Origin of the sequence: Paenibacillus sp. 1781tsa1, from assembly GCF_024159265.1 — a bacterium.
GTDB lineage: Bacteria > Bacillota > Bacilli > Paenibacillales > Paenibacillaceae > Paenibacillus.
The window spans coordinates 1,992,394-2,017,087 of record NZ_JAMYWY010000001.1; the positions used below are offsets into that span (position 1 = coordinate 1,992,394).

At 46.5% G+C, this 24,694-nt stretch carries 22 protein-coding genes and 1 riboswitch; of the genes, 17 read left to right on the forward strand and 5 right to left on the reverse strand.

Annotation, left to right across the window (positions count from 1 at the left end; genetic code table 11):
* Positions 1-14: 14 nt before the first annotated feature.
* Both NKT06_RS09000 and NKT06_RS09005 read left to right on the forward strand, forming a co-directional pair.
* Positions 15-893 (forward strand): ROK family protein, encoded by an 879-nt coding sequence (locus NKT06_RS09000; protein ID WP_253432805.1) that lies wholly within the window; start codon positions 15-17, stop codon positions 891-893.
* 176 nt (positions 894-1,069) lie between these two features.
* The gene (locus NKT06_RS09005) at positions 1,070-2,071 is read left to right on the forward strand and encodes an HRDC domain-containing protein (protein WP_253432808.1); all 1,002 of its coding nucleotides are present in this window, start codon (positions 1,070-1,072) and stop codon (positions 2,069-2,071) included.
* A 70-nt stretch (positions 2,072-2,141) separates the two neighbouring features.
* Here the strand turns inward: NKT06_RS09005 and corA are convergent, their stop codons facing one another.
* Entirely contained in the window at positions 2,142-3,077 is a 936-nt protein-coding gene (gene corA, locus NKT06_RS09010; protein ID WP_062833460.1) for a magnesium/cobalt transporter CorA, read from the reverse strand.
* Between the two features lie 451 nt (positions 3,078-3,528).
* A riboswitch (SAM riboswitch) is annotated at positions 3,529-3,652 on the forward strand.
* A gap of 235 nt (positions 3,653-3,887) precedes the next feature.
* Between corA and metA the strand changes: the two genes are divergently transcribed.
* The 6 genes from metA (at position 3,888) to NKT06_RS09040 (ending at position 10,778) form a co-directional block, all read left to right on the forward strand.
* The gene (metA, locus tag NKT06_RS09015; protein ID WP_253432811.1) at positions 3,888-4,805 is read left to right on the forward strand and encodes a homoserine O-acetyltransferase MetA; all 918 of its coding nucleotides are present in this window, start codon (positions 3,888-3,890) and stop codon (positions 4,803-4,805) included.
* Positions 4,806-4,829: 24 nt separating this feature from the next.
* A complete protein-coding gene (locus tag NKT06_RS09020) occupies positions 4,830-6,017 on the forward strand; it encodes a PLP-dependent transferase (protein WP_253432814.1) in 1,188 nt (395 codons plus the stop codon).
* Positions 6,014-7,186 carry a trans-sulfuration enzyme family protein gene (locus tag NKT06_RS09025; RefSeq protein ID WP_253432818.1) on the forward strand — a complete coding sequence of 391 codons (1,173 nt, stop codon included), beginning with the start codon at positions 6,014-6,016 and terminating at the stop codon, positions 7,184-7,186. The genes NKT06_RS09020 and NKT06_RS09025 overlap by 4 nt, the downstream gene beginning before the upstream one ends.
* Before the next feature lie 241 nt (positions 7,187-7,427).
* Complete coding sequence (mqnC, locus tag NKT06_RS09030) at positions 7,428-8,564, forward strand: cyclic dehypoxanthinyl futalosine synthase (protein WP_215076942.1); 1,137 nt, start codon at positions 7,428-7,430, stop codon at positions 8,562-8,564.
* Between the two features lie 226 nt (positions 8,565-8,790).
* Positions 8,791-9,768, forward strand: coding sequence for an aldo/keto reductase (locus tag NKT06_RS09035; protein ID WP_253432822.1), 978 nt, complete (start codon positions 8,791-8,793; stop codon positions 9,766-9,768).
* Positions 9,765-10,778, forward strand: a complete 1,014-nt coding sequence (locus tag NKT06_RS09040) for a zinc-binding alcohol dehydrogenase family protein (RefSeq protein ID WP_253432825.1) — start codon at positions 9,765-9,767, stop codon at positions 10,776-10,778. The genes NKT06_RS09035 and NKT06_RS09040 overlap by 4 nt, the downstream gene beginning before the upstream one ends.
* 84 nt (positions 10,779-10,862) lie before the next feature.
* Here NKT06_RS09040 and NKT06_RS09045 read toward each other — a convergent pair whose 3' ends face one another.
* From NKT06_RS09045 to NKT06_RS09060, 4 genes are all read right to left on the reverse strand, one after another.
* Complete coding sequence (locus NKT06_RS09045; protein WP_253432827.1) at positions 10,863-11,768, reverse strand: YitT family protein; 906 nt, start codon at positions 11,766-11,768, stop codon at positions 10,863-10,865.
* A gap of 112 nt (positions 11,769-11,880) precedes the next feature.
* Positions 11,881-13,119, reverse strand: a complete 1,239-nt coding sequence (locus NKT06_RS09050; protein WP_253432830.1) for a cation:proton antiporter — start codon at positions 13,117-13,119, stop codon at positions 11,881-11,883.
* Positions 13,120-13,123: 4 nt separating this feature from the next.
* Positions 13,124-13,618 carry a cation:proton antiporter regulatory subunit gene (locus NKT06_RS09055; protein WP_253432832.1) on the reverse strand — a complete coding sequence of 165 codons (495 nt, stop codon included), beginning with the start codon at positions 13,616-13,618 and terminating at the stop codon, positions 13,124-13,126.
* Between the two features lie 292 nt (positions 13,619-13,910).
* Positions 13,911-14,315, reverse strand: a complete 405-nt coding sequence (locus tag NKT06_RS09060; RefSeq protein ID WP_253432835.1) for a hypothetical protein — start codon at positions 14,313-14,315, stop codon at positions 13,911-13,913.
* 171 nt (positions 14,316-14,486) lie between these two features.
* On the opposite strand from NKT06_RS09060, the gene NKT06_RS09065 reads away from it, so the two are divergent.
* The 9 genes from NKT06_RS09065 (at position 14,487) to NKT06_RS09105 (ending at position 24,694) form a co-directional block, all read left to right on the forward strand.
* Entirely contained in the window at positions 14,487-15,440 is a 954-nt protein-coding gene (locus tag NKT06_RS09065) for a putative sporulation protein YtxC (RefSeq protein WP_253432838.1), read from the forward strand.
* Positions 15,441-15,854: 414 nt separating this feature from the next.
* A complete protein-coding gene (thrS, locus tag NKT06_RS09070; RefSeq protein ID WP_253432841.1) occupies positions 15,855-17,792 on the forward strand; it encodes a threonine--tRNA ligase in 1,938 nt (645 codons plus the stop codon).
* 419 nt (positions 17,793-18,211) lie between these two features.
* A complete protein-coding gene (locus NKT06_RS31655; RefSeq protein ID WP_483311615.1) occupies positions 18,212-18,751 on the forward strand; it encodes a 3D domain-containing protein in 540 nt (179 codons plus the stop codon).
* 111 nt (positions 18,752-18,862) lie between these two features.
* Positions 18,863-19,078, forward strand: a complete 216-nt coding sequence (locus NKT06_RS09080; RefSeq protein ID WP_253432844.1) for a hypothetical protein — start codon at positions 18,863-18,865, stop codon at positions 19,076-19,078.
* A gap of 197 nt (positions 19,079-19,275) precedes the next feature.
* On the forward strand, positions 19,276-20,304 hold the full coding sequence (gene liaF / locus NKT06_RS09085; RefSeq protein WP_253432846.1) for a cell wall-active antibiotics response protein LiaF: 1,029 nt from the start codon (positions 19,276-19,278) through the stop codon (positions 20,302-20,304).
* 3 nt (positions 20,305-20,307) lie between these two features.
* The gene (locus NKT06_RS09090; RefSeq protein ID WP_253432851.1) at positions 20,308-21,333 is read left to right on the forward strand and encodes a HAMP domain-containing sensor histidine kinase; all 1,026 of its coding nucleotides are present in this window, start codon (positions 20,308-20,310) and stop codon (positions 21,331-21,333) included.
* Between the two features lie 18 nt (positions 21,334-21,351).
* Positions 21,352-22,014, forward strand: a complete 663-nt coding sequence (locus tag NKT06_RS09095) for a response regulator (RefSeq protein ID WP_253432854.1) — start codon at positions 21,352-21,354, stop codon at positions 22,012-22,014.
* A 148-nt stretch (positions 22,015-22,162) separates the two neighbouring features.
* Positions 22,163-23,830, forward strand: coding sequence for a S1C family serine protease (locus NKT06_RS09100; RefSeq protein WP_253432857.1), 1,668 nt, complete (start codon positions 22,163-22,165; stop codon positions 23,828-23,830).
* Positions 23,831-24,004: 174 nt separating this feature from the next.
* Positions 24,005-24,694: a response regulator transcription factor gene (locus tag NKT06_RS09105; RefSeq protein WP_036610048.1), complete on the forward strand. Its 690-nt coding sequence runs from the start codon at positions 24,005-24,007 to the stop codon at positions 24,692-24,694.

Sequence of the window (24,694 nt, forward strand, 5' to 3'; positions counted from 1 at the left end):
GGAGTGTGACTAACATGACGATCTTAGGCGCAATTGAAGCAGGTGGAACCAAATTTGTATGTGGTATTGGCACAGAAAAAGGAGAAGTTCTGGAACGCGTAAGTTTTCCAACAACAACACCGGAAGAAACCATGGCTCAAGTGATTTCGTTTTTTGAAGGCAAAGGCATTGAAGCTTTGGGTGTAGGTTCATTCGGTCCAATTGATCCAATTGAAGGAAGCCCAACGTATGGTTATATCACAACAACACCAAAACCACATTGGGGACAGTATAACCTGATTGGCAAGCTTAAGGAGCATTTTGATGTACCGATGACATTTGATACGGATGTGAATGGTGCTGCACTTGGAGAAGCAACCTGGGGCGCTGCACAAGGTCTTGAGAGCTGTCTGTATATCACGGTGGGTACAGGTATTGGTGCAGGTGCTGTGGTTGGCGGTAAAATGGTCCATGGATTGTCTCATCCAGAGATGGGACATATCATTGTACGCAGACATCCGGAGGATACGTACGAAGGTTTCTGTCCGTATCATGGTGACTGTCTTGAAGGCCTTGCAGCTGGCCCAGCCATTAACAAACGTTGGGAGCAACCGGCTTATGAGCTGCCTGCAGATCATAAAGCATGGGAGATTGAAGCACATTATCTGGCACATGCACTGATGAATTATGTTCTCATTCTCTCTCCACAGAAAATCGTAATGGGTGGCGGAGTAATGAAGCAGGAGCACCTGTTCCCAATGGTTCGTAGCAAACTGCAGGAGTTGCTGGCTGGATATGTTCAGCATCCGGCACTTCAATCCGAGATTGACCAGTATGTTGTTTCACCCGGGCTTGGTGACAATGCGGGTCTATGTGGTTCGCTGGCGCTTGCCAAACTGGCATTGAATAAGTAGATCATTAAGGGATTGACGAATTTTACCATTGTGGTATGATATGGGCAACAGCATAGCACGGTTAATGAGGAAGCACCTCTCTTGCATGGATTTTGCAGGAGAGGTGTTTTTTGTGCTGCCTGTAGGTAGCGTAACTAACCCGCATAGGCTGAAATGTTAAAGGGAGGGAACGGAAAATGGAAGTCATTTTCATGAACAGATTGTCCAGAATGTCAGATCAGAATGCAGAGTATGCACAGCTATGGATTGGGGAAGAGGAAGATAGCTGGCAGCTAGGATGGAGTCGCTACGAGGAAGGAGAGCGTGAGGACAGCATCTGGTATGAAGGAACTTCTTGGGAGGAGCTGCTTCATATTTACCGTCATCAGCTTGCCATACAGATGAGTGAGGGGTACAGACCGCAGTTGCAGGGGTTATTTCATGAGAATGATGATCTGAAATCACGCAGTTATGGTGGACAGCGGCTCCATTGCTACAGTGAATTATACGGCAATGAGCAATTATATACGGATCTGTGCACATGGCGCAGGAAGAGAGCTGTGTCTGACCGGAAGGCACCGTATTTTATAGCAACGAATCGTCTGCTGCGTTTGATCAGTGCCTTTGTTCCGCAATCGCTGGATGAACTGATGCAACTGCCAGGCGTAGGAGAGAGCAAAGCGACCGTCTATGGTGCGGAATGGATGGAAATTACGAACGGGTTGGAGCGTTCAACGACATTTCCGCTGGACTGGGTATACACGGCGCTGAAGGAAGAAGAGTATGAGAGTTGGTTATACAAGCAGAGAGAGCAGAAGTACAAACAGGAACTTGATAAGTTCACCACGCGCAAGCAGGTGCTTGAAGGCATGAAGGAAGGGTATACGTTAGAGGAAATTGTTAATCGATCCGGATTATCCCGACGCGAGTTGGTTGAGTGGTTAGAGGCACTGGATCACGAAGGTTATGATACCGATTGCCTTCTTGATGTGGAGCTTGCTGTGATGCCAGAGAACGAACAAGAGGCTGTATGGAGTGCATATGAGGAGTTGGGAGATACGTTCCTGAAGCCAGTATTACATAAGGTGTATGGAGCGAAGAAGCCCGACGGAGGAAGTCTGGAGCAGGTCTATGAAAAACTGCGCATGATTCGGATCCGCTTTCGTCGGCACGCAGAGACAGAGAAGCAAGTTGGTTAATGATCGGAAATGAAAAAAGACGAGGCGTTTCTCCAAGAGGAGCGCGTCGTCTTTGTTATTTCATACGAGTTCATACCCAGTCTTTTTTGCGGAAAATGAAGAACATGCTCAGGCCCAGGGTAACCATCAGGCCAATCACAACAAAATAGCTGTATTTCCAGTTAAGCTCAGGCATATTCGTAAAGTTCATGCCGTATATACCGGTAATAACCGTCAGCGGCATGAAGACCGTGGTAATGGCAGTAAATACACGCATGATCTCATTCGCCCGGTTCGCTATACTCGATTGGTAGGCTTCTCGCAAGTTGCCCATCAGGTCGCGATACGTCTCAAAGGTTTCCGATATTTTTACGGCATTCTCATAGATGTCACTGAAATACTTTTGCAGTTGATCATCGATGAGACGCAGATCTTTTTTGTTTAGGGTGTTGATGACCTCTTTCTGAGGTCCAAGGACTTTTTTCAGCCACAGAATCTCACTGCGCAGCCCGATGATTTCATTCAGATGTGACTTTTTGGTGTGCATCAGAATGTCTTCCTCAAGCTTCTCGATCCGTGCTTCAATTCGGTCACCTACGGTGAAATAATTATCAACAATTAAGTCAACCAGCAAATACAACAGACGATCCGGTGTACTGATTTCCTGTTCCCACAGGATTGGTTTCAGTGTACGCAATTCGCTGACCTTTTGCTTCGTAACACTAATAATGAAATGTCTGCCGAGGAACAAGTTCACCGCACGCAGAAATATCTCTTCATCATCGAAACGGATGCTATTAATCACAATAAAATAATGGTTCTCATAAATTTCAATCTTCGGACGTTGTTCTTCGTCACTAAGACAGTCTTCCACAGCCAGATCATGCATTAAGAACAGAGGCTGAAGTACCGCCAAATCGTCTACATCTGCATCAATCCAGTAGAATCCTTCCGCTGGTGGAGTCAGCGCCTGCTGAATATCGTCCACCGGAATAAATACACCGTTGTTTACCAACCGGATTTTCATCGTTAATCTACTCCTTCTGCACCCGCCAACTTGGCGGATATTATCATTATGGGCGCAAAAAGAACAAATCAGCCGGTCGGCAGCGGAGCCTGGAGATCAGGGCTGCGTTCACTATATAATCAAACGGAAGTCACGTCCCGCTGCCGGCATGCTGATGTCAATTCTCTATGCAGTTTGTCGGAATTCGGCTGCCAGTCAGGCCTCGGGTCGCCATCCATTTAATATGTCACCTCTCACATAAGGGTTTATAACACCTTGTTTAGTATACCGCTGGTACAAGGTGCTTTCAAGCGCAAAAATGTGTCTATTTCGCGCCCTGAGGCAGTGTATGACAACGGATGATGAACGGTTCCGATCTGGACCGCAGACAGAGAACTGCAACTTGACGTGAGGGCATTAATGTAATAAAGTAGACGGTGAACCATATTAAATTACAATCTAATACAGCGAAATCTTATCAAGAGTAGGTGGAGGGACTGGCCCGATGAAACCCGGCAACCGGCGGTATACCGCACGGTGCTAATTCTTGCAGCGACCAAGTGTCAAGTGGCACTGTTGTAACTGAGAGATGAGAGAGGCGCATATCTATTTACATATGACCTTTCTCGAAATCCGAGGAAGGTCTTTGTCATATGCCCCGACTTCTCAGCAGTGATTTTCGCTAAGGAACTTGAGGTTGTTTGTAACGTTGGATGAAAGAGCAATTCAATGTTTTTACAAGCTCAAGGCAGTCAATCACTATACTGATGTGAAGACATCAAGCCAGTGGCGGCTGCATCTATCTATGCACAAGGAGGAGTTAGACTTACCATGCCAATCAAAATTCCGGATACTCTACCAGCAAAAGAAGTACTTGAAGGAGAGAATATCTTCGTCATGGATGAAACTTCTGCATACCAGCAGGATATTCGTCCACTCCGTATCGCTATATTAAACCTGATGCCCACAAAGGAAACGACTGAAACACAATTGCTTCGTCTGGTGGGAAACACGCCTATTCAGGTGGATGTTGTTCTCGTACATCCCAAATCCCATACGTCGAAGAATACGTCGCAGGAGTATTTGGATCTGTTCTATAAAACCTTCGATGAAATTGAGCACCGCCGTTTCGATGGCATGATTATTACGGGTGCCCCGGTGGAACAGATGGATTTCGAAGACGTGAACTATTGGAATGAAATCCAGGAGATTTTCGAATGGACCAAAACCAATGTGACTTCAACCCTCCACATATGTTGGGCTTCCCAGGCAGGTTTATACCATCATTTTAACGTACCCAAGGTTGCACTTGATGAAAAGTGTTTTGGCGTTTTCCCACATACCATCAATAAACCACATGTTCCGTTGTTGCGTGGATTCGATGAGGTATTCAACGTTCCACATTCCCGTCATACGGAAGTGAGACGCGAAGATATTGAAAAGAATGAGAATTTAGAGATTTTGGCTGAGTCCGAGGAAGCGGGTATCTTCCTGGTTGCTACCAAAGACGGCAAACAAATTTTTGCCACAGGACATGCCGAGTATGACCCGTTCTCATTAAAGTGGGAGTATGATCGGGATGCAGCTAAAGGGTTGGATATCGCATTGCCTAGACATTATTATCCGAATGACGATCCTTCCCGTGTGCCACCCGCCACTTGGCGCGCTCATGCCAACTTATTATTCTCTAACTGGCTCAATTACTATGTGTATCAAGAAACACCTTACGATATTGGCCCGCAAATCTAATCGAGATTACAGGAGGATGCAGCAATGGAAGACAACAACAAGTTGAAAATCGAAAGCCGCTTAGCACAAATTGGGTCCATCAATGAACCGGTAACAGGCGCCATTAACTTTCCGATCTATCAATCCACTGCGTTTCGTCACCCGAAACTTGGACAAAGCACGGGGTTTGATTATATTCGTACAACGAATCCAACCCGTAAAGTGTTGGAAGAAGCGGCTGCAGCGCTGGAGTCCGGTGATGCAGGGTTTGCCTGTAGCTCGGGTATGGCCGCCCTGCAAACGATTTTTGCCATGTTTGGTCAAGGCGATCATCTGATCGTATCGCTTGATCTGTATGGCGGAACCTATCGTCTGCTTGAACGCATCTTGTCCCGTTTCGGAGTAACCGCAAGTTATGTGGACACGAATGACCTTGCAGCACTGGAGAAGGTTCGTCAGCCGAATACCAAAGCTGTATTCATTGAGACACCAACCAATCCACTGATGATGATCACAGATGTGGAAGCCGTTGCTTCCTGGGCGAAAAGTTACAACCTGTTGACCATTGTTGACAACACGTTGTTGACTCCATTTTTCCAACGTCCGATTGAACTGGGTGCCGATATCATCATTCATAGCGCTACCAAATATCTGGGCGGACACAATGATGTGCTGGCCGGACTAATTATAACCAAGGGTGAGGCATTATCTGCAGAGATGGCGTTCCTGCATAATTCCATTGGAGCTGTATTGTCTCCAAGTGACTCCTACCAGTTGATGAAAGGGATGAAAACGCTGGCTCTTCGCATGGAGCGTCATGAATACAATGCGCTTACCATTGCCAAATACTTGCTTGAGCATCCAGCGGTGGGTGAAGTGTATCATCCAGGTCTGTCAGATCATCCGGGATATGAGGTGCAGAATAAACAATCCACCGGTAACACAGGTATCTTCTCTTTTAAAGTGAAGGATGCACGTTATGTTGAACCATTGCTGCGTCATATCAAACTGATTGCTTTTGCCGAAAGTCTTGGTGGAGTGGAATCACTCATGACCTACCCAGCGGTACAAACGCATGCGGATATTCCTCTGGAAATTCGTGATGCCGTAGGTGTGGATGACCGGCTGCTCCGGTTCTCCGTAGGCATTGAACATGCGGATGACCTGATTGCAGATCTTGGCAATGCTCTGACAGCTGCGCAACAGGAAGTTGAAGGAGGCGTGCACTCATGAGTGAGTCCAACAACAAGCAGAACGCCGAGTTGAAATTTGAGACCAAATTGCTTCATTTTGGTGATGAAATCGACAAAACAACTGGAGCCTCCAGTGTACCAATCTATCAAGCCTCAACCTTCCACCATTTTGATATCTTCAATCCGCCTCAACATGATTACAGTCGTTCAGGTAATCCGACACGTCAGGCTCTGGAAGATTACATCACACTATTAGAAGGCGGAGCACGAGGATTCGCCTATTCATCGGGGATGGCTGCGATCTCCAGCGTGTTCATGATGTTCTCCGCAGGGGATCACATGATTGTAACGGAAGATGTATATGGAGGTACGTATCGGTTGCTTACTTCCATATTAAGCCGTATGCAGATTGAGACGACCTTTGTAGACATGACCAATATCGATGAAGTAAAAGCGGCACTCAAGCCAAACACCAAGGCAGTTTATATGGAAACACCGTCCAACCCTACACTGCGAATTACGGATATCGCTGCCGTAACTGACTGGTCGAAGGAACATGACCTGATCACGATTCTGGATAACACCTTTATGACACCGTACTATCAGCGTCCAATTGAGCTTGGTGTGGACATCGTCGTACATAGTGCTACCAAGTTCCTCGGGGGGCATAGTGATGTGTTGGCAGGTTTAGCAGTTGCTCGCACGGAATCACTTGGCGTACAACTGAAACAGTTGCAAAATGGACTTGGAACTGTACTCGGGGCACAAGAATCCTGGCTTCTGATGCGCGGGATGAAAACCTTGGGGGCTCGTATGGCTCATAGTGAACGTAGTACAGCCAGACTTGCGGCATGGCTTAATGAGCGCAGCGATATTACCGCTGTCTTTTACCCTGGACTGGAGGATCATCCGGGCCGCGAGGCACATGAGCGCCAGTCAACAGGATATGGAGCTGTCGTTTCCTTTGACGTCGGTTCAGGTGATCGCGCAAAAGCAGTTCTTAACCGGGTGAAGCTACCCATTGTTGCTGTAAGTTTGGGAGCTGTGGAGAGTATTCTGTCCTATCCAGCGATGATGTCTCATGCGGCAATGCCTGCTGAGGTTCGCCATGACCGTGGAATAACAGATGGATTGCTGCGTTTCTCAGTAGGTCTGGAAGATATCGAAGATCTGATTGTAGATTTGGAACAAGCACTTCAGGAATCCTAGCAAAAGTGAGTGCCCAAATACGCCTATCCGTATCACTTAAGTTCGAATCAATTCCATTCCATATGTAAAAATTTTTACTTATTTTTAAAGCACCTGTACATAAGGTGCTTTTTTTCACATGTAACCTGTGTTACGATATGTGGAGTACAGAAATGCGATGTTGCCACCAGAACTTGCTTCTTTTGAACAAGTTGGGACGGATCGTTATATAATTTCTCTTCATGAGGGAGGCTTTTTTACGATGAGTACGGTAGACCGTATCTTAGATAAAGCCCTTCGGGGCGAACGTTTGGACTTGGAAGACACGATTCAATTATTTGAATCCAATGAAGTGGACAAAATCGGGGCAGCTGCTAATGTCATTATGAAACGCATGCACCCTGAACCATACAGAACATTTGTAATTGGGCGTAACGTCAACTACACGAACGTGTGTGATGTGTACTGCCGTTTTTGTGCTTTCTACCGCAGACCTGGTTCGGATGAAGGTTATGTGCTTCCGGATGAAGTTATTTTCCAGAAGATTCAGGAAACGGAAGATGTGAATGGTACCGAGATTTTGATGCAAGGTGGAACGAATCCAAACTTGCCTTTCAGCTATTATACAGACCTGTTGAAAGCCATCAAAGAGCGTTTCCCGAACATCACGATGCACTCTTTCTCCCCAGCGGAGATTATGAAAATGGTTGAAGTCTCCGATGGTCTTACATTGGAAGAGGTTGTTCGTGCCATTCACGAAGCTGGACTGGATTCCTTGCCTGGCGGCGGTGCTGAAATTCTCGATGACCGCACACGCCGGAAGATCAGCCGCTTGAAAGGTTCATGGCGGGATTGGATGGACGTTATGCAAACTGCACACCGCATCGGCATGAACACCACGGCAACCATGGTTATCGGCCTTGGTGAATCGATGGAAGAGCGTGCATTGCACTTGCTCCGTGTACGTGAAGCGCAGGACGAATGTATTGCGAACAAGTATGATTCCGAAGGTTTCCTGGCGTTCATTCCGTGGACTTTCCAGCCAGACAATACCAACCTTAAGCTGGAGCGTCAGACTCCGGAAGAGTACTTGAAGACTGTAGCCATCAGCCGACTGGTGCTGGATAATATTAAGAACATTCAATCCTCTTGGGTAACGATGGGTCCTGAGATTGGTAAGAAGTCGCTTGAATTTGGCTGCAATGACTTCGGTAGTACCATGATTGAAGAGAACGTTGTATCTGCTGCGGGTGCAACTTACAAAGTTAACATTGAATCCATCCTGCGTTTGATTCGAGAGTCAGGTTATATTCCGGCACAGCGTAACACCCGATACGAGATTGTGCGCATGTTCGACGAAGAGAATTCCGTACATGAAGATTTCGTAATGCAGAACTAATTATAATATTTTGACTACTCCATATATGCTGATCGTTAGATGAGTATTTATGAAGCCAAGCCCGCTGACTACTCCGTATGGAGAGACGGCGGGCTTTTTGATTTTTTTCGGAGATTGAGGTCATCAAACAGTACATATTACGCAAATGCCGATATTTTATAATGAAATTGAACTGTTACAATGAAAGGGAACTTGTGTAGCCAGACATGCAGGAAGGGGCAAACCAATGAAGAGAAGAATACTTGGAAAGACAGAACTGGACGTGCCTGTATTAAGCTTTGGAGCATCCTCCCTCGGTTCTGTATTTCGTGACATTGACCGGGACGAAGGGATTCGCACTGTACATGCAGCCGTAGATGCGGGGATGAATTACATAGACGTTTCACCTTACTACGGGCTGACAAAGGCAGAGACGGTGTTGGGTGAGGCTATCCGCAGCTTGCCGCGTAGTTCATATATGTTATCAACCAAAGCCGGACGTTATGGGGAAGATCAGTTTGATTTTTCACGTAAGCGTATTCAGGATAGTGTACAAGAGAGCCTCAAGCGATTGCATACCGATTATATTGATATTTTGTTCCTGCATGATATTGAATTTGTGCCAGCAAAAATGATTATTGAAGAAGCTTTTCCAACGTTTCTGCGTCTGAAAGAACAGGGAGTTATTCGTCATGCGGGCATTTGCGGATTACCCTTGCCGTTGTTCGAGAAGGTTCTGCCACAGATCAATGCGGATGCAATCATCTCGTATTGTCATTATTCATTGAATGATACCTCATTGTTATCGTTATTGCCGCTGTTGGAAAAAGAAGAAATTGGCCTCGTCAATGCTTCGCCTCTTTCTATGGGCTTGTTAAGTACCCGAGGTGCGCCTGCCTGGCATCCGGCAGATGAACGGGTGAAGCAGCTCTGTCTGGAGGCTGCACAATTCTGTGCAGATCAAGGCAGTGACATTGCCAAGCTGGCTGTGCAATTCTCCACGTCGAATGAACGGATTCCAACAACACTGGTAAGCAGTGCCAACCAGCGTAATATCGTCAATAATGCAGCCTGGATAGAGGAGCCGATAGATCAGGGTTTGCTTGATGAAGTGCTGCGCATTTTGGCTCCATTGCATAACGAGACGTGGTCCAGCGGACGTCCTGAATATAATACGAAGCCAAGCAACACGTCAGCAGAAGCATCCAAGGGGGAACAACGATGAGAGCCATTGTATGTGAAGAAATAGATCAATTGAAGCTACAGGACCTGCCTCAACCGGAACGTGCAGAAGGGGAGGCGTTGGTTGCCATTCGACGGATTGGAATCTGTGGAACAGATCTGCATGCATACAAAGGCAATCAGCCATTCTTTACTTATCCTCGCGTACTGGGTCATGAACTGGCGGGTGTTATTGAAGAGATCGGTCCGAACGATGCAGGATTACGGCCAGGGGATCAGGTAAGCATTATTCCATATCTGCATTGCGGTCATTGTATTGCTTGTCGCAGTGGAAAAACCAATTGTTGTGTGTCCATGCAAGTCATGGGCGTCCATGTAGACGGAGGCATGAGAGAAAGAATCAGCGTGCCTGTCTCACATTTGCTCTCAGCAGAAGGTTTGACACTGGATGAGACCGCAATGGTAGAACCCTTAAGCATTGGAGCCCATGCGGTCAGGAGAGCGGGAATTAAGCCTGGTGAGCATGTAGTTGTGATTGGAGCTGGTCCGATTGGGCTTGGCGTGATGGCATTCGCGAAACAGGCGGGAGCCCGTGTTATTGCCGTTGACCGTAACCTGGACAGGCTGGAGCTTAGCCGGACTTGGGCTGGAGCGGATGATCTGGTACAGGCCAATGAACATACTGTACAACAAGTGGCTGAAATTACGGGAGGCGACTATGCTACAGCTGTCTTCGATGCAACCGGTAATGTGAATTCCATGAATGGGGCCATTCAATATGTGGCGCATAGTGGTCAACTCATTTTCGTGGGACTGGTGAAAGCGGATATTACCTTTCATGATCCTGAGTTTCACAAACGGGAGATGAGTATCTTGGGTAGTCGAAACGCAACCCGTGAAGATTTTGAACAAGTCCTGTCCACCTTGCGTCAAAAGAAATTAAGCATGGATGGTTATATCACACACCGAGTGGAATTTGATGAGTTGCCTTCTGCAATAGACCAATGGCTGTTGCCAGACTCACATGTAGTCAAAGCCATCGTTGAACTATAATATCAATTAATTATAATAACAGAAAAAAACGCTCTCTGACCTTGGTGGACAATACTTCCATCCATAGGGGAAGAGAGCGTTTTTTTATTTTTCCGGATTCGTCACAATGCCCGCATGTGGATCAATGTGACGCACGATGGACTTCAACCAGATCATCTCCAGAACATGTACCTCATAATAAAGTGCACCCGGGATCTGCCTAATCCACCCTTCAGCCATAGCAAGTTGTGTTGAGTCAGAAGTGGCTTCCAGCGTTCCAGGTTCACGGCGCAGCCGTTTGCGTACAGCTTTTTCAACTTGAGAGCTTTGTGTGGTCAGAATGCATACTTTGCGTTTGGAAGAGAAGCCCCTGAACGCAATGTACACCATTTCATAAGCAATAAGGTAGGCGATTACGGAATACATCGCTTGGTCCCAGCCAAAGACAACACCAGCGGCTGTCAGTATCAACAAGTTAAGCAGCATGATTATTTTTTCGATAAGCATCCGTTTTCCGCTAAATACACGTTCAGGTGGGCGGGAAGACGGATCACCGATTTCCAGCGTATCCAGTGTCCCACCGTACCGCACGACGAGCCCAATTCCAAGTCCGAGACATAATCCGCCAAACATGGCGGCAGCCAGCGGGTGCTCTACAAGTGGCGGCATGGGATGAAGCACAATGGCACCGATCGAAAAGACAACCAGACCCAGAACAGTAACCAGTACAAATTTCTTCTGCACAATCTTATAGGACAGAAATATAAACGGAACATTGAATAAAAATAGGAATAATCCAATCCTCATTTCGGTCCAGTGGGCGAACAGGGAGGAAATGCCTGTAATGCCTCCAATAATGATCTTATTGGGGTGTAAAAACAATTCAAGTCCCACGGAGGCCAGAATTCCACCCACAATCACAAGCAGCAGGTTTAACCAGCGACGGGTGGACGATATTCTGGTCTTGGCGGCGGTTGGCACCGAATTAGCCGATATCAGAGGTGCTTTCATAGGTCATCCTCCTTTTTGCGGCTGTCGAACCATTCTCCCTGGTTAGTCACAGAAAGATCGGCGTAGAGCCGCGAAGTACGATCGTATGTCTGTACTGTACAGACATAGGGAATTATCCTTCTTTCTGCAGAACCTTCGGTTCTTCTTTCTTTTTCCGAGGATCTTTGAACTTGAATATTTTATCCAATAAACGGAATACATGTTTGGACTCTTTGGTTAATAAAGGACCCAGAATGGCCAGAATTAGGACATACAGTGCGGCAAACGGTTGAATCATTGGCAGCAGTCCTCCTGCTTTACCCATGTTGGCCAAGATGATGGAAAATTCACCCCGTGACACAATGGTTAATCCAATATTGGCCGATGCTTTGGGCGATAGACCTGCACTGCGTCCGGCCATCATGCCTGCCAGGAAGTTACCGAACAATGTAATAACAACTGCGATCAGAGCTAACCATACGGCTTCGCCACCCAGAGACAACGGATCAATGGACAGTCCGAAGCTGAAGAAGAATATGGCTCCGAAGAAGTCACGGAACGGCAGAATCAAGTGCTCTATCCGTTTTGCGTGTTCTGTTTCAGCAAGCACCAGTCCAACCAGTAATGCACCGATCGCTTCGGCAACATGAATGGTTTCAGAGAAGCCGGCTACCAGGAACAATGCTCCGAATACAACGAGAGAGAATAACTCATTCGATCGGATTTTAAGCAATTTGTTTAGTAGCGGCGTTGCTTTGCGTCCAAGGATAATCACGATAAGCATGAATCCGAGCGCAATAAGTGCGGACATGATGACGCCTCCGATGGAGGATGAATCACTAAGCACAAGTCCGGACAAGATCGAGATATATACAGCGAGGAATACATCCTCGAACATGATAATACCCAATATCATCTCTGTTTCCGGATTGGCTGTTCGTTTCAAATCAACGAGTACCTTGGCCACGATGGCACTGGAAGAGATGGTAGTTATACCTGCGATAATAAGTGCTTCTGCAACTGGGAAACCGGACATAAAACCGAATATTAATCCCAGCGTAAAGTTAATTCCGATGTAGATCGAGCCGCCAACTGCAATAGAGCGACCCGATTTAATTAAACGACCTACCGAGAATTCAAGTCCAAGGTAGAAGAGAAGGAACAGAATACCGATCCGACCCATGAAATCAATAAAAGGCTGACTTTCAATGAAGCGGAAGTCCAGATGCCAGATTTTCATGGCATGTGGTCCAACGGCCATCCCGATCAGAATATAAAACGGAACGACCGAAAATCTTAGTTTTGCCGATAAAAGGCCGGCTGCCGCAATGAGCACAAGGGCCAGACCTACTTCGAATATCAGATGATCCATCTATTTACCCCCTTCCAGTCAGGAGGAGGGATTTAAACAGTTTCTGCTGATTGCGTTCGCCAACGGCTACTACCGTGGATTCTGCACTGATAACTACCTCCGGACCTGGGCTGATATGTTTTTTGTGATTTTTCTCTACAACGGCAATAACCGTCGCCCCAGAGTTTTGACGTACGTCCAATTCACCGATGGATTTGCCGATACATCCGAAGGATGCTTCGATTTTGTACCACTCGATAATCAGGTCGTCAAACGTTACTTCAATATTTTCAAGCTGCTTTGGTTTGTAAGTTAATCCACCAACAATAGCAGCAATTTGTCGTGCTTCGTAATCGTCAAGTGTGATCATCGAGATGCTTTGATCGGGATCATCATACTCAAAGTGGTACATTTCCCGGCGACCGTCATCGTGAATAATAATGATAATTTTATCACCGCTGCTTGTTTCAACTTGAAATTTTTTGCCGATTCCCGGCAAGTCTGTTTCGCGTACATCCATGGATAGTTGCCTCCTTATAATTAGGGGCTGGCCACAGAAGACAGGCTTATTTCCCGAAAATGAATAATTTGCTGCTCAAAGGAACATCAAAAGATGCGGGTAAACAGAGCCAGAAATTCCTGACACAGCCATATGATTTGAATTTGTAGGTGTGGGTACAACAAAAATAGGTACTGTCATTAACATTGGTTTATCTAACGTGTGCAATAAGGGTTATAAGTTATGCACAAGCGCACCGTCTTAAATACAGAGGTGTCTCCATGCAAAGCAACCTGTAAATACGTCGCAACGGCTAGTGAAGAGCGTTTACGTATTTTGGTGCTGTAGGGGTGAGGGATACATACATGCTGGTAAACTTAATAGGTAGCAGAAATAATCTGCGTTTAAACAGACAATACCACGGTTTAAAGGACAGACCCGTTGTAGGGATTCGCAGCATTAATAACAATGCGAGGACAAGAAAGACAGGCTTATTATGCGTAACCGCAATCAGCTTGGACATGACTTGTGGGTATTTGCGAATGACAGGTTTCTGCTGGGATTCGGGTATTTGTAACAGCACTTCCTTGTTGGAAGTTGCGTCGACAGACACCCCAACGGCAGATTCGGACTGCATCGGAATAGGGAAGCACAAGGCTTGGAAAACGCACAAAATGATAATGATCGTGTAGTGGAGTATTCTAGGTTGTTGTCTCATTTTGGCTTCCCTCCTTTTCCGTGAAACATACTGTTATTAAAATAATAACACATTTTTGTCTTAACTCCAAACCTCTTCATAATATACTGAGAAATCATGACACGCTTTCCATCAATCCGCTTCGTATATCCCCATCGGCCTTGCCATATACTTTGAACAGGAAGGAAAGGAGTGATTCTTGTGGAACTGTTTGCTGTATGGACTGATGTATCGGGGCAAGAGGAAGCTGATCAATTTTATCGTTGTGTCAAGGAAAAAACCAAAGGTTTACATATAAGTAAAAGAGGATTTCGGCTCACCTTCAAACATAATGATGGAAGAGCAACCTGGGTGTGCAGAGGGAATGAGAATCACGAAGACTTCCAGCAATGGCTTCCCCGGATCAGTGATCTGCTCTCCCTTGGGCTCGCCGACTTCATTATGGAGACACAAGAACGGAACATGGTGGAGGATATGATCGCCAAGGCATGTTCTGTCATGGATGAGCATGAGGTGGAGAAGGTTAACCGCATCTGCATGCCACTTCTATTAAATGGTGATCTGGATCAGCCCGGACTTCGGGAGCGCCGCCGTACTACATTGGCCAGTGGACTACGACAGGATTTGGAGGATGTTCACTTTTTTCACCTTGAAGGCATTATCAACTTCCGCATACGGCCATATAAGCAGGAGCTTCAGGAATTGGTGGAGTATGCGCTGGATGAGTTCTGGATGGATCGGCAGTATGAAGAGTTTATGGGGCTGTTAAAATATTTTGTATTTTTTCAAGAAGCCAAAGTACCTCTGGTTCATCTTGTACACAAGGGAATGCATGAATTTCAGGTCCTGGATGCTGGACTTAATCTGTTACCCGTGCAGAAGGATGAACAGGTTGTTGTGGAAATGCCGGGTCTGGAACTGGAGATGGATATTGAAGATATGATTGTAAGTACACTCATCTCGATCTCTCCTGAGAAAGTTATGCTGCATACGCGTACCCCGGATCTGCCGATCATCTCGACCATATGCCAGATCTTTGAAGACAAGGTGCAGATATGCCATCATTGCCCGGAATGTGAAGTGCTGCGTTCAGGATTGTTGACAGGTCTTGACGCAAGTGATCTCGGCAATTATAATAACTATTGATCCATGATTTTTTCATGTGAGCCATTGAACCAAAAGCGTTGACAAAGACAACGACCACACGCAAGATCGGTGCAGAGAGAGGAACCTAGGCTGAAATTTCCTCCGGATATCACGTATGGTTTACCCCTTTGTAGCTGCAATTTTGAAAGTGGAGTTAGAACATCGCCTTTACTGGAGATTATCCGCGAGTAAGGATCTGCCGGGTCATGCCCGTTATCGTCATGCCAATGAGGGCTGTGTCTCCGAATAGGATGAATCAGCTGAATTAGGGTGGAACCACGAGTATATATCACTCGTCCCTTTGCCGGGACGGGTGTTTTTTGCGTTCCTTTGCAAAATGATTGGAATAGCATTAGATAATCAATCCATGAAAATTAGGACATGAAGGTTACATTAACAGGAGGAATGAGACAAATGGCAGTTAACATTAAATTACCGGATGGTTCGGTACGTGAGTACGCGGATGGCAGCACCATTGAGGATGTAGCCGCTTCGATTAGCAGCGGATTGCGCAAAAATGCCGTAGCCGGCAAGCTGGATGGTATCGTGGTGGACTTGTCCACAACACTTCATGAAGGAGCATTGGTGGAGATCGTAACTTTGGATTCACCAGAAGGACTAGAAGTGATGCGTCATAGTACAGCTCACTTGATGGCTCAAGCAGTGAAACGTTTATATGGTAACCAAGAGGTACGCCTCGGTATTGGCCCGGTCATTGAAGATGGTTTCTACTATGATATGGACCTCGAACATGCGCTCAATCCTGAAGATCTGCAAAAGATCGAGAAGGAAATGGAACGTATCGTGAATGAGAACTTGCCAATTGTACGTAAGGAAGTTAGCCGCGAGGACGCGATCAAAACGTTCGAAGAAGTGGGCGATCCTTACAAACTTGAGTTGATCCGTGATTTGCCAGCGGACAGCGTGATTACGATTTATGAGCAAGGTGAATTCTTCGACTTGTGTCGTGGTCCCCACGTACCATCAACTAGCAAAATCAAAGTGTTCAAACTGATGAATGTCGCTGGTGCTTACTGGCGTGGAGATAGCAAAAACAAAATGCTTCAACGTATCTATGGTACGGCTTTTGTGAAAAAAGCACAGCTGGACGAGCATTTGCACTTCCTCGAAGAGGCTCGCAAACGGGATCACCGCAAGCTTGGTAAAGAGCTCGAAATGTTCACATTCTCCCAACTGGTTGGCCAAGGTCTTCCAATCTGGTTGCCTAACGGTGCGAAGCTGCGCCGTACGCTGGAGCGTTATATTGTGGATCTGGAAGAAAGCCTTGGATACCAGCATGTATACACACCGGTTCTGGGTAACGTGGAATTGTACAAAACATCTGGACACTGGGAGCACTACCAGGAAGATATGTTCCCGAAAATGGTTATGGATAACGAGGAACTCGTTCTCCGTCCAATGAACTGTCCTCACCATATGATGGTGTACAAGTCCAGCATGCACAGCTATCGTGATCTGCCAATCCGTATTGCGGAGCTTGGCATGATGCACCGTTATGAAATGTCAGGAGCGTTAACAGGTCTGCACCGTGTGCGTGCCATGACTCTGAATGACTCACACATCTTTGCACGCCCGGATCAGATCAAAGAAGAGTTCGCTCGTGTTATCGAGTTGATTCAAACCGTGTACAAGGATTTCGGTATCAACGAATATCGTTTCCGTCTGTCCTATCGCGATCCGAAGGATACCGAGAAATACTTCCAGAACGACGAGATGTGGGAGATGTCACAACGCATGCTGCGTGAAGTTGTGGAAGAGCTTGACCTTCCATTCTATGAAGCAGAAGGTGAAGCTGCGTTCTATGGTCCGAAGCTGGATGTGCAGATCAAAACAGCACTGGGCAAAGAAGAGACATTGTCTACAGTTCAACTGGACTTCCTGTTGCCTGAGCGCTTTGAGCTTGAATATGTGGGAGATGACGGACAGAAACATCGTCCGGTCGTTATTCACCGCGGTGTAATCAGTACGATGGAACGTTTCACAGCATTCTTGCTAGAGAACTTTGCAGGAGCTTTCCCGCTGTGGTTGTCTCCGGTTCAGGCCAAAGTGATCCCGGTATCCGGAAACTTCGACGATTATGCGCGTGAAGTGGAAGCGAAGCTGAAACGTGCGGGAATCTCTGCTGAAGCTGATCTGCGGAATGAGAAGCTCGGGTATAAAATCCGTGAGGCGCAGCTTGAGAAAATGCCTTATATGTTTGTAGTCGGTGAGAATGAGCGTAATGCAGAAGCGGTATCCGTGCGTAAGCGTGGAGAAGGCGATCTGGGCATGAAACCGGTCGATGAAATTATCGCTCAGTTGAAAGAAGAAATTGCAACACGTTTGGTGTAAATGAACCATTCAACGACTGACTGATCAGCGTATTAATGGCATAGCTCAATCACTACGACGCCTGAATAACTTGGGAATTCCCTTGTTGTTCAGGCGTTTTTTCGTCGTTTTCAATTTTGAAAAGTATAGATTAATTGCTTTTTGGAAAACCTTTGCAGTGAGGGGGAGGTTGTACAATGAAAAAGCAATTCTCAATTCAAAAGAAAACGATACGGTGTTTACTGGTTGGTTGTGTAATGTTCGCCGGAATGATGATCAGCCTGAATCAGGCGGATGCTTATACATTTGAAGAGGAAAGTGCAGTACTGCATGTCGAAAATCGGAGCAATGAGACTTCGCTTGAGAGTTTGAGCAAGTCTGATCAAGAATTTCCGGAACAGGCCAGCCCACTATACAGCGATGAGGCCCAGCTGACAACCATGGTGTACATGGCTTTACTATGGTCACCACAACCTATGGTCATTCCAAGGCCTGAGCTTCCAGAGAAACAAGTGGGTAATCCATCTATGCCTGTGCTTGCTCCACGTTCAGAACAGGTACTGGGTACACAGAAGGTGACAGCAACGGGATATACGGCAGGTGTGGAGTCTACAGGAAAAGGCCCCAAACATCCACAATACGGAATTACGTATTCTGGTGTAAAAGTGCGTCGTGATAAAGAAACCGTCTCCACGATTGCAGCTGATCCAAAGTTGTTTCCAATGGGCTCCATTCTGTATATTCCGGGTTATGGATACGGGATTGTTGCAGATACCGGTTCGGCGATCAAAGGCAATAAAATTGATCTGTATTTCCCGACAACCAAGCAAGTGTATAAAGAGTGGGGCAAAAAGGATGTGGAGGTACAGGTGATCAGGCAAGGCGCTGGAAAGTGTACAGAAAAGATGCTCAGCGATTTGGCCGATGCGATCAATGTGTACAAATCTGTACCGGATTCTTGGCTGGACAAGGCCATTTAATTTCACATGTGAACATGAATAACAGAAGTGCTCTCTCCACATAATATTGACTGGGGACGAACCCCGCGGTGCAGCGATGCATCGTAAATATGAAGAGAGAGGTGATTCGTTGTGGCTAAAAAATCACAAGGGTACCAAACGCCGAACGAGAAGTACAATGCAGAGTTTGGAGAAGAGAATGCAGCATCTAAAGTGAAGCAATCCGCTCAAAACAAAGTTCAAGATAATTTCCAAACACCTGATGAAAAATTCAATGCCGAGTTCGGTGTAGAAAACACAGGCCAAACTGGCCAAGCTCAAGGCAAAGCAGGAAAATTCAAAAAATAAATGAAGATTCATTAACCAAATGAGGATTCGACACCCTGGAGCAGCAGCTCCGGGGTGTTTTACATATGCGAAGTTTTTACAAAAATATCCTCCCAACTCAGTCTTGAGACCGAGATGACTTCCACCTGCCGCCGCTGTTCTCATTGTCTTGTCTGAGTTACACTGGATACATAATACAGACGAAGGAGACATGAGCGATGAAACGATCTACGCGTGACCGCTGGTGGGTTGGCATACCTCTTATTGCTATTGGTGCGATGATCTTGTTCAGACAATTGGGCTATGACATTGATGTAGGATATATTTTCAGAACATATTGGCCGTTATTTCTAATCTGGTGGGGGGTCAAAGGAATCTCCGAGATTCGTCGCAACGGGGGTTACGCTTTTATTGGACCAGCAATTGTACTGGCGATCGGTGGTTACTTTCTTGCCCGTAACCTGGGATGGATTGATTACTCCATGGGGGAGTTCATCCGTTATCTGATCCCGGTTATGCTGATTGGTGGAGGATTATTTGTACTGATTGGGCCACGACGTCGTGATCGGAAACATCATGACAAAATGCAGCCACCTCCAGCACCGGATCAACCTTACAAACCGTTGTCCCCTGAGGAACTGGAGATGCCATCGTCGTTTGACGAACAGTTTGAGAAAACCTTTGGCAAACCGAAACAGGAACAGAAGAACAAATCATATGGCCCTCATTTCACAGGATCAACAGATTCATCATCACAAGGGCAACATTATAAGAAGAAATATCAATCGCATAACTCAAGTGATACTGGATATGAAGAACATTACGATGATGGCTACGGGAATGGTTATGGGGGTTATGGCAGTGGCAATAGCATTAATAAATCAGCGTTCATTGGGGATTTGTATATGGGACAGGAAGTGTTCTCGTTGAAACCGATGAACATCTCGGCCTTTATCGGAGATACCGTGATTGATTTGACCAAAGCACAGATTCCATACGGTGAGACGAAGATTGTCATTTCCTCATTTATCGGTGATGTGAAAGTATTTGTTCCAGAAGATATGGACCTGGGTGTGACGGTGACGACGAATTCATTCATTGGAGACATGTCATTGTTGAATCAGAAACGCGGCGGATTCTTGAGTAGTGCCCAGGCTGAAACTGCCCATTATCTTGAAGCAAGCAAAAAGGTGCGGATTATTGTAAGTGTGTTTATCGGAGACGTCAAAGTTAATAAGGTGGGTTAATGCATGATTCGAACAATTCTCAAGGCTAATAAGTGGGAACTGATGATGTACTTTGCGCTAACTGGTCTGATTACGCTGGGCGGATTCTATCTATTATATGGAGAGGTATTGATGGGGGCTGGTCGTCAACGGGCATGGACCTATGTCGCCGTTGTTGTGCTGGCCACCGTTATCACCGGATATATCGCTGCATTACGGCTTCAGCGCAAGATCGACCTGCTCGATCTTAACATGTTGAAAGTGTCCAAGGGTAATCTGGCGGTGCGCATGCCTGAAGCGGATGATGCTTCGTTCGGTCGTGTATATCAGGAGTTCAATGTCATGATGGATTCGATTGAGAAAAAGATGAGACTGCTTCAGCGTCTCGGTGAGCAGGAAGTGATTGAGAAGGAGCAAGCCTCGGAGCGTGCTGTGCTTGAAGAGCGCAAACGAATGGCAAGGGATCTCCATGACACGGTTAGCCAGCAGCTGTTTGCCATGCATATGTCGGCTTCATCTTTACCACGTCTGCTGGAGATGAATCCGGAACATGGCAATAAAGTACTGGACCAGTTAATTCAGATGTCACATGTTGCTCAACGACAGATGCGAGGACTTATTGCCCAACTTCGACCGGTGGAGCTGGAAGGGCGTGATCTCACCGCGGCACTGGATAGCTGGTTTCCTGATTATTGCAGGCAGAATGGTCTTAAAGGTGTGAAAGAGCTGGAACTGGATGGCGGAATCTCGGATGCCATTGAGCACCAGCTGTTTCTTGTTATTCAGGAGGCGGTTGCCAATGTCGTGAAACATGCAGAGGCAGGGGTGGTCAGTCTGTCCATACGGGAGAGTGAACATCAAATTAGCATGAGCATCAGCGATGATGGTCAGGGATTTTTGCATCAAGCCGAGCGTCCGGGTTCATATGGGTTATCTACCATGCGTGAACGGGCCGAGAAGCTTGGGGGGCAAGTTCAGATTATATCGAAGCCGGGAGCGGGAACGACGGTACGGGTATTGATCCCGAAATTTCCGAATGTTTCTGAATGAACTAAAGGGGGAGACGGAATGAGTGGGAAAGTAAACGTGATGATCGTGGATGACCATGACATGGTACGAATGGGGTTAAAAACGTATCTGATGTTGGAACCTACTTTTCATGTGATGGGAGAAGCGGGCCATGGGCAGGATGCGCTTGATCAGTTGCGTAAGTTACATGATAGTGAAATGCCCGATTTGATCCTCATGGATCTGATGATGCCCATCATGAATGGCGCTGAAGCAACACAAGCCATCATGACTGAATTTCCAGGGATGAAGATTGTGATGCTCACCAGTTTCTTAGAGGATGATCTTGTTGTGCAAGCGATTGAAGCGGGTGCGGTAAGTTATGTACTCAAGACAGTCTCTGCTGAAGAACTGATCTATGCTCTCCAAGGGGCTTACAGAGGCATGCCTGTTATGACTGGTGATGTGTCGCAGGCATTAACTCGGGGAATCAGGCAACGTACAGCGAGAGAGAGTGAATCAGGTCTGACTGAACGGGAGAAGGAAGTGTTATTGCTTATTGCAGAGGGGAAGACCAACAAAGACATTGGAGAAGAATTACATATCAGTATCAAAACCGTCAAAACACATGTGAGCAATCTGCTGATGAAATGCGAGATGGACGATCGTACACAATTGGCAATCTATGCGCATCGTCAGGGCTGGGTGAAAACGAAAGGATAAAATCGCGTCATGACGGGAAAAACAATCTATTCTTCCGTGCTTTTATCTCCTTTTTAATTGTTTTTAAGGTACGGTTAAGGTTTAAAGTACAAAATAAGGACAGTTAAAGAATATCTCTTGGGAATAAGAGATTGGGAGGTAGAGAGGCATGGACGAACGCAATTATAGATCGAACCGTCAAGACGAGGAAAACGAAACCAAACAAACGGAGAATCGCAATTCTTCCGGAACGGACGAATCCTCCTATTATTATTCTTATGGACCTTTTCAGTCCGTGAATCAGGAAGATACAGCAAATCACATGGGAAGCAATAATCAACGTGAAGAAGGAAATGTAGAGATTACAAAACCTGATCCGGTGAGACCCGTACCTACTTACTATAATAGTGAATCATCCGAGCAAGCGAAAAGATCATCAGGAGGCGGCGGAAACGGCTCAGGTAACGGTGGAGATCAAGGGAATGGCGGCAAAGGCAACTGGAACTATAATAACCGCAAGCCTCGTTCTTCCGTAAGATCACTGTTGTTCTCTTTTATTGCCGGTATGCTGGTCATTACCGTTCTCATGTACACAGCCGATAGAACAAACATGTTCACACCGGAGACTGCACTTACGAACACAGGTAATCAAAGCTCGGGACAGGAAGCGTCCACCAACACAGGCGGAGGCAACAATGTGACAGCATCGTTACTGCCAACCGGCAAAGAAGATGTTTCTTCCGTAGTGACGAGTACAAGTCCAGCTGTTGTCAAAATCGAAACACTCGCGAAGCAGTCCTCACGTACAGGATTGGGTCAGGGTGGATCGAATACAAGTGATCCGTTGTACCAATACTTCTTCGGTAATGGGGGCGGAACGGAAGGCAATCAAGGCCAGAGCCAGCAACAACAGCAAGGCAGTAATCAGTTGGTACCACTAGGCATTGGTTCCGGATTTATCTTTGACAAAGAAGGATATATCCTGACGAATCAACACGTAGTTCAGGGTGCAGACGTAATCCAGGTAACCCTGGAGAACAACAGTAAACCGTATGAAGCTAAACTGCTGGGAAGCAGCTTCGATCTGGATTTAGCTGTACTGAAAATTGAGAAAAACAGTGGTGACGATGCGTTCCCTGTAGCTCCACTGGGTGACTCCAACAGTACTCAAGTCGGTGAGTGGCTTGTAGCCATCGGTAACCCTGAAGGATTCGAACACACGGTTACAGCAGGTGTGCTGAGTGCCAAAGAACGTACAATCAGCATACCAGATGAAGAAACAGGAAAAACACGTGAGTACAGTCATTTGCTGCAAACAGATGCTTCGATTAATCCGGGGAACTCCGGTGGTCCGTTGCTTAACCTGAATGGGGAAGTTATCGGAATGAACGTGGCAGTAAGCGCAGATGCACAAGGGATTGGTTTTGCCATCCCGTCGAGCGTTATCTCTGAAGCCGTTAAATATCTCAAAGAGAACAAAGAAGTTCCCAAAGAGCCAGTACCATTTATCGGTGCATCTCTGATGGCTCTCACGCCTGAAGTTGCTAAACAAATGGGAACAGACATTACCGAAGGTTCTGTCGTAGCCAGCACGATCTTCCAATCACCGGCTTACCAAGCAGATCTTCGTGCATATGACATCATCACAGGTGCCAACGGTACGCCGTACGCCACAAGTCAGGATCTGATTGATTTTATCAAGAAACAGAAAATCGGCAGTGAAGTGACATTGAACGTGGTGCGTGACGGTAAGAAAATGGATCTGAAAATCAAAATCGGCAATAAAAATGATTTTGATACTTCACAAACAACAGATACCCAACAGCAGCAACCATAAATATCAGGTAAGGATTGAAAGAGCGGAAGGGTTCGAAGGCCCTTCCGCTTTTTTTGCCCTGATAAAGCAGGGTTAAAAGGGACCAGGGACGGATTGGGGACGCCTACTTGAAGATGCAGATTGTGCTTCTGCCTGTTACAATGGGATAAAACGTTAGGATAAAGGAGAAAGACCATGCGCTCAACTATTTTGATTGTGGATGATGACGAGAAAATTGTATCCATGCTCCGCCGGGGGCTGGCTTTTGAAGGATATGAGGTACAGACTGCTTCAAATGGAGCCGAAGGCCTAAGTAAACTGATGGACAAGGAGCCGGACATCGTTGTGCTGGATGTGATGATGCCGCAGATTGACGGATTTGAGGTATGTCGCAGATTGAGAGAAGCAGGCAGCAAAGTGCCTGTGCTAATGCTGACGGCCAAGGATGAAGTACAGAGCCGGGTGACCGGACTGGACACCGGAGCCGATGACTACCTTGTAAAACCTTTTGCCTTGGAAGAATTATTGGCACGTGTCCGGGCATTGCTGCGCCGCAAGTCAGATAGCGCAGGTACGCCGGACAACCGCTTGATGTATGAAGATATCATTTTGGACAATGATTCACGTGAAGTACTTCGAGATGGGCAACGCCTGGAGCTGACTGCCAAGGAATTCGAGCTGCTCAATCTGTTTATGCAAAATCCAAGACGGGTACTGTCCCGTGATCTGATTATGGATAAAATATGGGGTTATGATTACAGCGGTGAGTCTAACGTGCTTGAAGTGTACATTGCCATGCTCAGGCAGAAGACCGAAGAATACGGTGGCAAACGTCTAATTCAGACCATCCGGGGAGCCGGCTATATTCTGAGAGGTGACTCCTGA